The organism is Marinobacter sp. F3R08 (genome assembly GCF_018860425.1).
Lineage (GTDB): Bacteria > Pseudomonadota > Gammaproteobacteria > Pseudomonadales > Oleiphilaceae > Marinobacter.
In genome coordinates, this window is record NZ_JAHKPI010000002.1 from 137,816 (window position 1) to 146,157 (window position 8,342).

Sequence of the window (8,342 nt, forward strand, 5' to 3'; positions counted from 1 at the left end):
CGGCAGCCATCGCTGCAACCAACCACAGCGTTAACACACTTCTGGAAGCCCTATGACGCATTTCGACACCCCCGCCACAAAGAGCGCTTACGCGCCCTCTGTAGTCTCCACTGAATCAGCCAGGACACTGGTGGACTGCTTACTGGCCTCAACACGCTCCCGAAGCTCCTTGAACGCCGCTTTCATGCGGTCGTAACCTTCCATATTGTTGCGTTCTTCGAGCATTCGCTCCATAGAGTCGAAACTGAGGCGCATCAGTACATACCCATCGTATTTCCCATTGGAGACATCAACCTCCTGCTCCACGATTTCCTGACCCGCAATCTCAACAGAATTCACAAAACGCTCAACAGCACTCTGAAAGCGAAGGTTTGCGTCGTTTCCAGACGAATCTTCAATGAACTGCTGATCGAGCCCACTGATCTCCTGTTTCATCTGGGCCGCCAGCTCATACTCGGCCTGCAACCGAGCTTTTTTCATCACGACTGCAACATTGCTGGATTCGGCGACACCTACCCCATAGATGCCGGCAACATCAGGCTTCGGCGGTTCAATCACCCAGTCAGGAACATTTGAAAGACTCTCTTCAAGTTGCTCGTTCTTTAGCTCCATCAGCTCAGCCAGCATTTCTGCACGCTCAGCCTCAATCTCGGCCTGCTGTTCGGCCAGATCCAGCGCACTCTGGTTGGAGGCACAACCGCCCAACAGGCCGATTGACAGAGCCGATACGACAATAGCGACTTTCATATTCATAAGACTGCTCCTTTTTCCCATTTAACTATTCCCACTCTAATACGCCTTCCAGAAACGCAACCCCCAACTCTCTGCGTTTTTTAACCGCTTCTAGCGAGTAGTAGCTGTTTTTTCGCACCCACTCTCCGCTCGAATTCTTCACAGCTTTTTAAAATGGATCTCACATTGGACAAGTGTTTGTGTAGCTATGAACAAAACTCTTATCAGCGTGCTGTTTCTGGTGGCCTCAGGGCTCGCTTCTGCATCCCAGCTCGACTACCCCGAGCGCAATGGCCAATTTATTGAGCGAGGTGAAGAAGGCTGGTTCTGGTATGAGCCCGTACCAGAGGAAGAAGAACCGGAAAAGAAACCCGAGGTGAAACCGCCCGAGCCGTCCGTGGAAACCCTGGCTAAACCAAAGAAGCCAGAGCCGACACCAGAGCCAGTAACCGCGCAACCACCTGCACCGCCTGCAGCGATGAGTGCTGAATGGTTTCGGAAGAACATCAAAAAATACAAAGACCAGGCCTGGGAGAACCCAACCCCAGAGAATGTAAGTGCATTCCTTTACGTCCAAAAGATGGCCATGAACCGGTCTGCGAATTTCGCGGATGTCTGGAAGCAAGTTGTGTCTACCGACCCCATGCTGGACGCCAACTCCACTGCTCCTACAACTACATCTGGAACGCTACGGCTCAAGGCTGAAGCCAACAGCGCTCGCAAAGACCTTCTGACAAAAATGAAAGACAAGGTTGGCCTGATTTTCTTTTTCAACGGATCGCAATACTCCATGGAGCAGGCTCGCACTCTCGACGCGATACAGCAGCTCTACGGCATCGATGTATTAGCCGTCTCCACGGATGGTTCAACTCTCCCCGAAGACGCTCTGGCGAAGGTTGTAATGGATCAGGGACAGTCGCAGGTCATGGGCGTCAGGCAAGTTCCTGCCACCTTCGTTGCGTTCAATGACAACACGACCAAGCCCATCGGGGTCGGCATGTTTGCTCGCCCGTTAATGGAAAACCGAATTCTGCTCGTTGCACAAATGAATGGAGCGATCTCCGATGAAGAGTACATGGCCACCCAGAAGCAGTTGAAAAAAGAAGAAGACCTCATTGGAGCCGTCGCACCTAATGCGTATGCCAGCGTTAAACCAGATCAGACGGATGAGGATGGGTTTATACCAGCCCCTGAATTACTGCGGATTATCAGACAGGAGACTAACAAGTGAATAAGCGTATTTCGAAGCTGAACGTTTTAGCCGGAGCAACCCTTGCGGCCACTTCGATTCTGGTATCCGCACCGTCATCTGCAGGAATGCAAGATCAGATGGAAAGCATGTTTGGACAGATGGCCAACGCTACAGACCCGTCAGCGTTCAAAAGTAAGACACGCGGCGGTATGACGTTTGGCGGCGTATCTATCCGAACGCCTATTGTGGATCAGAACATAGCTACTTGGGTTCCTCCCAGTGCCAGCGGCGGCTGTGGAGGCATTGATATGTCAGGCGGGTCATTTTCCTTCATCGATGGGCAGGAGATCGTCAACACACTTCAGAAAGTGGCTGCAAACGCTGAAGGTTATGCGTTTCAACTAGCGTTGGATGCGGTCTATCCAGAAGGTGCTGCTTGGATTGAAACCTTTCAGAAAAAAATGCAGTCACTCAATGAGTACCTTGGCAACTCATGTCAGCTGGCTCAGGGCATCGTGAATGACACTGCAGGAGCGTTCGACCTGGCACAGAACTCTCAGAGTCGTACTGAGGCAACGATCGGCGGTGCAACTGAGGACTTTTTCCAGTCATGGAGTGACAACTGGACTCCGCAAAATGCACAAACCAATCCTGAAACAGCTCAGTTCTACGAAGACAGTCGCGGCAACTTCGTCTATCGAGCCATGATTGAAGGTGGGGCTGTGAGCATCTTTCCGGATGGTGACAAAGACATGGCTGAGCATCTTATGAGCCTTCTGGGTGCCGTCATCGTCCCTCTCACGCCGCAGGATGGCACCTATGAAAGTTCCCCGGCCTTCGCAGGTAAGACCGGGGATAAAGTAAACATCTCCCAATACGTCTCCCCAACCTTCGACCTGGAAGCTTTTGTCTTTGGCAGGTCCGGACCGATCGCATCCTCAACAGGGAGCCCAGCACCGCTCCAGGTATTCCGATGCGGTACGAGTGCTGACGATGAAAAGTATTGCGATGAACCGACTGTTCAGACCTCCGATTTTGAAGGCTTTGCGGAAAAGGTTCTCAAAGCGCTTGTAGGTAGCGCCTCATCACCGGGCATCATCAACAAAATGACTACCAATCAAGGAACGTTCACGCTTGAAGAAAAGGGGATTTTCATCTCATTACCAGAGGCTCAAGGTACGTGGCTCCGAAATGTTGCCGTTAAAGCACCAGGAGCTGCTCAAGGATTCGCAAAGAAAGCGGCCTATGGCCTCGCTCTGGATATGGCCTTTCGAACTGCTCAGAAAGCGATTGATGCAACCATCGATGGTCTGAATTCGATCAAGGGAGCGCGGGTAAAAGAAGCCATTGAGAAACTTGAGACACGCCGGACGATTATTACAGATCAATACTGGGATCTTCGGGAAAACCACATTGGCAACCCCGAGAAATTGGCAAACACCTACGAAACCATCATGCGAAACACCACCGCCGAAGATGTACTGAAAGTTTCCGGAATGAAGTAACGGAGCATACCCATGGATCTAACAATTTACCCTCTCGGCGATTCTGCATTCATTGAGCGAGTGCTCAATGCGGTTGCGATATATACAGGTCAGGACTCTTTCGCTGTGACCGTGGCCACTGCAGCCCTATTGGGTGTATTTGCAACGGCAATTCAGAGCATCATGAAAAATGGCAGAGAAATTGACATTGCCTCTATTTTCGTAGGTATCGGAGCCTACATCCTGCTTTTTGGCTCACTCACAGTGACCGTCAACATGGAAGATCGCACGACCGGTGCGTATCGAACTGTTGACCATGTACCAGCGGGTGTCGCTATTCCCACGTACCTGATTTCGAACATCGGGTTCAACATTTCGGAGGGTTTTGAAACCGTCTATTCCTCCGTCAGCACGACAAACCAGAACTCAATGACAGCTGGGGGAACTTATGCCGACTCACTTCAGGCTTTAGTCGACCTGAGGGAAAGAGCCTATTCTGAAAAACTCTTTGATGAGGCCAATCAGAAGTTGGGTGGCCAATCCGATTTTCGGAAAAGTCTCTACAATTACATCAAAGAATGCACGATGCCGAAGTATGAGCTCGGATTTGCCCCACAGTCCGACCTCTCCATGCTTGCAATTAAAGACGCGATCCAATTCCAGAGCGAAATCTACTATACCGAGTATTATGGGCCAACCGGGCCCCAAGATCTTACATGCAACAGCGCCTGGACAGAGCTTTCTGATACCTTTGATACGATTTTCACGGCAGATGGTGTCAAAGACACACTCAACAAGGCGCTGCGTGGCCAATCAAATCTAACCTGGGAAGACAAACTGCAGAACTCCTCATCTGAGGTCCTGGCGGGCCTCGGCGGAGGCGGCCTCTCTGCACAGGATATGGCCCTGACCACATTGGTAGAACCCATCATGCTCGAAGCCGCACAAGGGCTTTATGACAGCTGGCAAGATGAGAATCTTGCGATTGCAATGACCAATGCAATCGAGAAGCGAAACATCGCGTGGGCAGCTCAACGATCGTTCTTTCAAGAAACAATGTATCCAATGCTCACCTTCTTCGAAGGTATGAGCTTCGCCATTACCCCATTTATTGCTTTCCTGATGGTCATGGGTGCCTTTGGTATCAAGCTGGGCCTGAAATATTTCATGCTCGTGATCTGGATACAGCTATGGCTTCCGTTGCTGAGTATTGTGGATATGTTTATCACCGAAGGAGCATCGAATGAGCTTTTGATGGCGGGTAGCGCGTCCGGAGCGTCGGTGAACAGTATCTATTTCATGAATGCCGCTTACGATACTGCTAAAACGTGGATTGGTACCGGTAGCTACATGGCAACGTCAGTGCCGATGATCGCTCTTTTCTTGGTTTCTGGATCGATGTATGGCGCGGCGAGTCTAGCCAACTCAATCTCCGCATCGACGGCAAAAGGTGCGGAGCAAGCTGCTGACTCGGTTCAGCCCGATGCCTTTAATATGGGCTCGTTGATGCAGATCAGTCCAGGCGGTTCAGCTAACGCCCTGACCGGCACGACACGAACCGGCGCGGAGGGCATGGCAGGCTCATTCAACCTGTCAGGTGGAGCTGCTGCGAGCGTTCAGTCTGCACAACAGGAGCTGAGTGCAAGTAATAGCAGGTTCAACGAATCATTCGGCACGGCACTGACGAACTCATCCAGCAGTGGTGAGGCCTCGAAGCTACTGGAAACCTATGGTCAGAGCACCACGGGTGCATCAGGGACCGTCGCGACAGCCGTCTCAGAACAAGCTAAAAGTCTCGACAAACAGTTTAATCTCACGGATACCCAGGCTGACGCAATAAAAGGTGCGCTGGCGGCAGGAGCAAGCGGTGGCGTGTCCAGTCCAAAGGGACTGTTGGCCCAAGCTGGGATTAACGGACAGATGACCGCTGAGAATTCGGATTCGACCACGCTCGCAGCCGCATTCGCTGAAGCATTCGGAAACGTCAGTGGCTCCAGGTTCTCGGAAACTGAACGGGCAGATTATTCGCAGCAAGTGAACTCTGGCTTCAGTGAAGCGGTAGAGAAGAACTACTCCGAAGGGGCGACCAGTGCCCAAACCAAGCAATTGACCAACGCCTCTGAGGAAGTTCAATCCTCTCAAGAATCGTTGACTCAAGCTCAGACTTTACAGAGTGCTCTGGGCTCCAGCGGTAGTGTCGACAACCGCTACCTGGCAAGTCTGATGTCCGATGCTGATAAGAAGGCACTTTCGCAGGGCCTTGCAGCTGCCGGTGTGGACGCAAGCGGCTATCAAGAAACGCTTGCGAATTTGGATATGGAGCATTCAGACACCGTTGGAATGCTTATGGCTGCCTCTGCTTCAGGTAACGCAGATGCCATTGCAGCGGCTACCGCTGCCTCCGCCAGTGCATTGGGACTTCCAATGGGAGTCGGTGACATCAGCGCACCCTCCGGGAACGCGGCAGGTGGCGTTGATGCGGCCATCGCCGGTGCTCAACTTGACGCGGTTAAGAGTGGGATGACATTTTCCGGTGGCATCAGCCCTGAAGACTTCTTTAAAGGAGCCAGAAACGAGGTTGATGCCCAATCGGGCGCATGGATGGCGGCAATGGCCTCCGACCAGGGTCAGCTTGCTCTTGACGGCATGCAGGAGCGCGCCAATCACCTCTCTGAGCTCCCGACAGCCTTGGATATGTTTGGGGCCGACGTGCGAGCAGGCACTAATGCGATGGCCGCTGGTGATAGCGCTGTTGAGGCTGCCTCTAGCTGGTGGGATGGAGTAAAGGGAACATTTGGAGACCAAATAGACAATGTTTCCAACCGTTGGGATGCGTCAGAAGGCTTAGGAGAATTTTTCACGTCCATGTCCAATAACTATGGTTCTGACGCAGGAGCCATCATGCAGGGTGTCGGGGATGCTTTTTCCGGAGGGCTGGAAGCAGGGATCGAGACCTTTAACGCGAGTCGGGGCGAGATGGTAAGTGCTATTGCACAAGAAGCCATGTCTACGGCTGGCCTGAACAGCCTTCAAGCAAACCTTCTGGCGGAGTCCCAAGTTGCTATGTTCGGCCAGCATTTTGCTGGGGATTCCTTCGATACAGCGCGTCAAAATTTGATCGACGCCTATACCCCGGAAATCGGCGCTCAAAACGCTAACAATATGGCCGACCTTTTGGTCAACGGCGGCGGGAATGTCGGGTTCTCAGGAGCCAGTGTCAACACCGTCACCGCGTTCAACGAGGCTGGCGGTATCAGCATGGAGGAATTGATGGATAATATTGAATATGCAATGGATCAACGCGAAGGCAGGTAAACGTGTCTAAGTGAACAAAAAAAGGGGCTAACCGGTTAGCCCCTTTTTTATGCCATGATTATTTCAAGAAAAGCTTATCAATTTATTCAGGAAGCCCGTCCACTCGAAGACCAGTTCCGTCAATTGAAGGCTCGAACCCTTTCTGAAAATAACATTTAAGCTCTGGCCGTGCGTGCGGGTTGTCGTCATCTACTGATCCGCTCGGGTTCGGTCGAGACTTCGCCAATCGGACCACCATCAAAACAAAAATGACCATCATTCCCACAATCGCAAACGCGCCCACTTTCGAGAAGTCGTTCTCTCCAAGCAGATTGCCAGCAATACCCACAACAACCATAACAACTGGAATCACAAGTAGAACAAGAGCAGTGTAACCTACGAATTTAAGAACCTTTTTCATCACTCAAACTCCTCTTCAACTGTTTGCGAATCAATGGCATAGCCTCTGTAAACACCCAGTGTGCAGTACCCCCAACAAGAAGCACCGCTATCGTCAGGTACCCGGCAAGCCAACCAACGATAAACCAGCCATTCCCACTGAAGAGGCTCAAAGAGCCCAGCTGACCAGCGACTGAAAACGCCAAGACCAACAACACGCTCAGGCCATACACCGTAATCGTTACGATTGTCATATTCACACTTTTCATGCCGCTCATCCTATATCTACAACCAGTGTATCGCGACCTGAAAAAACGCAACCCCTTCCCTGCCATACCCACCAAAGATATCTGGAACAAAAAAAACCGCCAAATTCACATGAATCAAGCGGTTTCGTGACATTCAATGAGCTAATACTGGATTATGGCTTCACACCACGAACTCGCCATTCGCAATATGGGCATCTAAGACTGGCTTCCTGCTCATACACCACATAATAGTGCGAAAAACAGCTTTTACACTTGCGCATCTCAGCCGAGTTGCTGTCTTCATGCGAACGGAGAGCTACCGCCAGGGCATGAGTTGAAGCCATATCCAAAGGTGTCATTTGCTTTGCGCGAGGTTCAGCCGCTTCGATTGCGCCAAGTTCCTTCTTATAGATCTTGAAGGCCTCAATTACGGCATCGATATCAACCCGGCTTCTCGCTTTAGAATGGATACTGCAATAGATCGCCATAACGAGTGACGCATGGAGATGGTCAGCACCCTTGGCAGTGAGACTTTTAACCTGTCTCACAGGGCCTCGCATCTCTGGAGGCTGCAAACCTCCCTGCATCTTAATTTCATGGCGAAGCGTGCGCCGCTGCGAACTGCCGATATTGGCGCAGTCCTCAACAACAGTATTGGGAAAACCCATCAGTAACATACGCCTTGCCGAGAGGCGTAATAGAGCATGACGTGCATTCATGTGCGAGCGCTCCCTATGCCACGTTTCCTGTCTCTTGGTCAGAGATGTCTGCAGAGTACATCCGGGCCACCTGGAAAAAACGACTCTGTAGTGTGTTGTCCGACTTCAATGCGCGTCGAAGGGTGTCAGAGTTGCGCGACATATCGAACATGAACTTGTCCGCCAGCGGTTGAACCTTCAAATAAAAGTCCGGGCCTGACTCAGCAATCAGTTCGACAACATCTGGTGGGAGGTTGTACTTGATCACTGCTTTCGCAGGATCTTCGGCGCACAC

General features: G+C 51.5%; 8 protein-coding genes. 3 read left to right on the forward strand and 5 right to left on the reverse strand.

Annotated elements, in window-relative coordinates:
• Window positions 1-87: 87 nt before the first annotated feature.
• Window positions 88-753 carry an LPP20 family lipoprotein gene (locus KO499_RS00770; RefSeq protein WP_215981861.1) on the reverse strand — a complete coding sequence of 222 codons (666 nt, stop codon included), beginning with the start codon at window positions 751-753 and terminating at the stop codon, window positions 88-90.
• Between the two features lie 208 nt (window positions 754-961).
• On the opposite strand from KO499_RS00770, the gene traF reads away from it, so the two are divergent.
• The 3 genes from traF to KO499_RS00785 are packed head-to-tail and all read left to right on the forward strand — an operon-like array spanning window position 962 to window position 6,723.
• Window positions 962-1,963: a conjugal transfer protein TraF gene (traF, locus tag KO499_RS00775; protein WP_215981862.1), complete on the forward strand. Its 1,002-nt coding sequence runs from the start codon at window positions 962-964 to the stop codon at window positions 1,961-1,963.
• Complete coding sequence (locus KO499_RS00780; protein WP_215981863.1) at window positions 1,960-3,429, forward strand: conjugal transfer protein TraH; 1,470 nt, start codon at window positions 1,960-1,962, stop codon at window positions 3,427-3,429. Before traF ends, KO499_RS00780 begins: the two co-directional genes overlap by 4 nt.
• A 12-nt stretch (window positions 3,430-3,441) precedes the next feature.
• The gene (locus tag KO499_RS00785) at window positions 3,442-6,723 is read left to right on the forward strand and encodes a conjugal transfer protein TraG N-terminal domain-containing protein (protein ID WP_215981864.1); all 3,282 of its coding nucleotides are present in this window, start codon (window positions 3,442-3,444) and stop codon (window positions 6,721-6,723) included.
• 82 nt (window positions 6,724-6,805) lie between these two features.
• Here the strand turns inward: KO499_RS00785 and KO499_RS00790 are convergent, their stop codons facing one another.
• From KO499_RS00790 to KO499_RS00805, 4 genes are all read right to left on the reverse strand, one after another.
• Window positions 6,806-7,123 carry a hypothetical protein gene (locus KO499_RS00790; protein ID WP_215981865.1) on the reverse strand — a complete coding sequence of 106 codons (318 nt, stop codon included), beginning with the start codon at window positions 7,121-7,123 and terminating at the stop codon, window positions 6,806-6,808.
• Window positions 7,107-7,370 carry a hypothetical protein gene (locus KO499_RS00795; protein ID WP_215981866.1) on the reverse strand — a complete coding sequence of 88 codons (264 nt, stop codon included), beginning with the start codon at window positions 7,368-7,370 and terminating at the stop codon, window positions 7,107-7,109. The genes KO499_RS00790 and KO499_RS00795 overlap by 17 nt, the downstream gene beginning before the upstream one ends.
• A gap of 152 nt (window positions 7,371-7,522) precedes the next feature.
• Complete coding sequence (locus KO499_RS00800; protein WP_215981867.1) at window positions 7,523-8,068, reverse strand: FlhC family transcriptional regulator; 546 nt, start codon at window positions 8,066-8,068, stop codon at window positions 7,523-7,525.
• 13 nt (window positions 8,069-8,081) lie between these two features.
• A partial coding sequence (locus KO499_RS00805; protein WP_215981868.1) for a hypothetical protein occupies window positions 8,082-8,342 on the reverse strand: 261 nt, incomplete at its 5' end.

Excerpts from the sequence above, each read along its gene's own strand:
- KO499_RS00770 (WP_215981861.1), bottom strand. The coding sequence starts at position 753 with ATGAATATGAAAGTCGCTATTGTCGTATCGGCTCTGTCAATCGGCCTG.
- KO499_RS00785 (WP_215981864.1), top strand. The coding sequence starts at position 3,442 with ATGGATCTAACAATTTACCCTCTCGGCGATTCTGCATTCATTGAGCGA.
- KO499_RS00790 (WP_215981865.1), bottom strand. The coding sequence starts at position 7,123 with ATGAAAAAGGTTCTTAAATTCGTAGGTTACACTGCTCTTGTTCTACTT.
- KO499_RS00795 (WP_215981866.1), bottom strand. The coding sequence starts at position 7,370 with ATGAAAAGTGTGAATATGACAATCGTAACGATTACGGTGTATGGCCTG.
- KO499_RS00800 (WP_215981867.1), bottom strand. The coding sequence starts at position 8,068 with ATGAATGCACGTCATGCTCTATTACGCCTCTCGGCAAGGCGTATGTTA.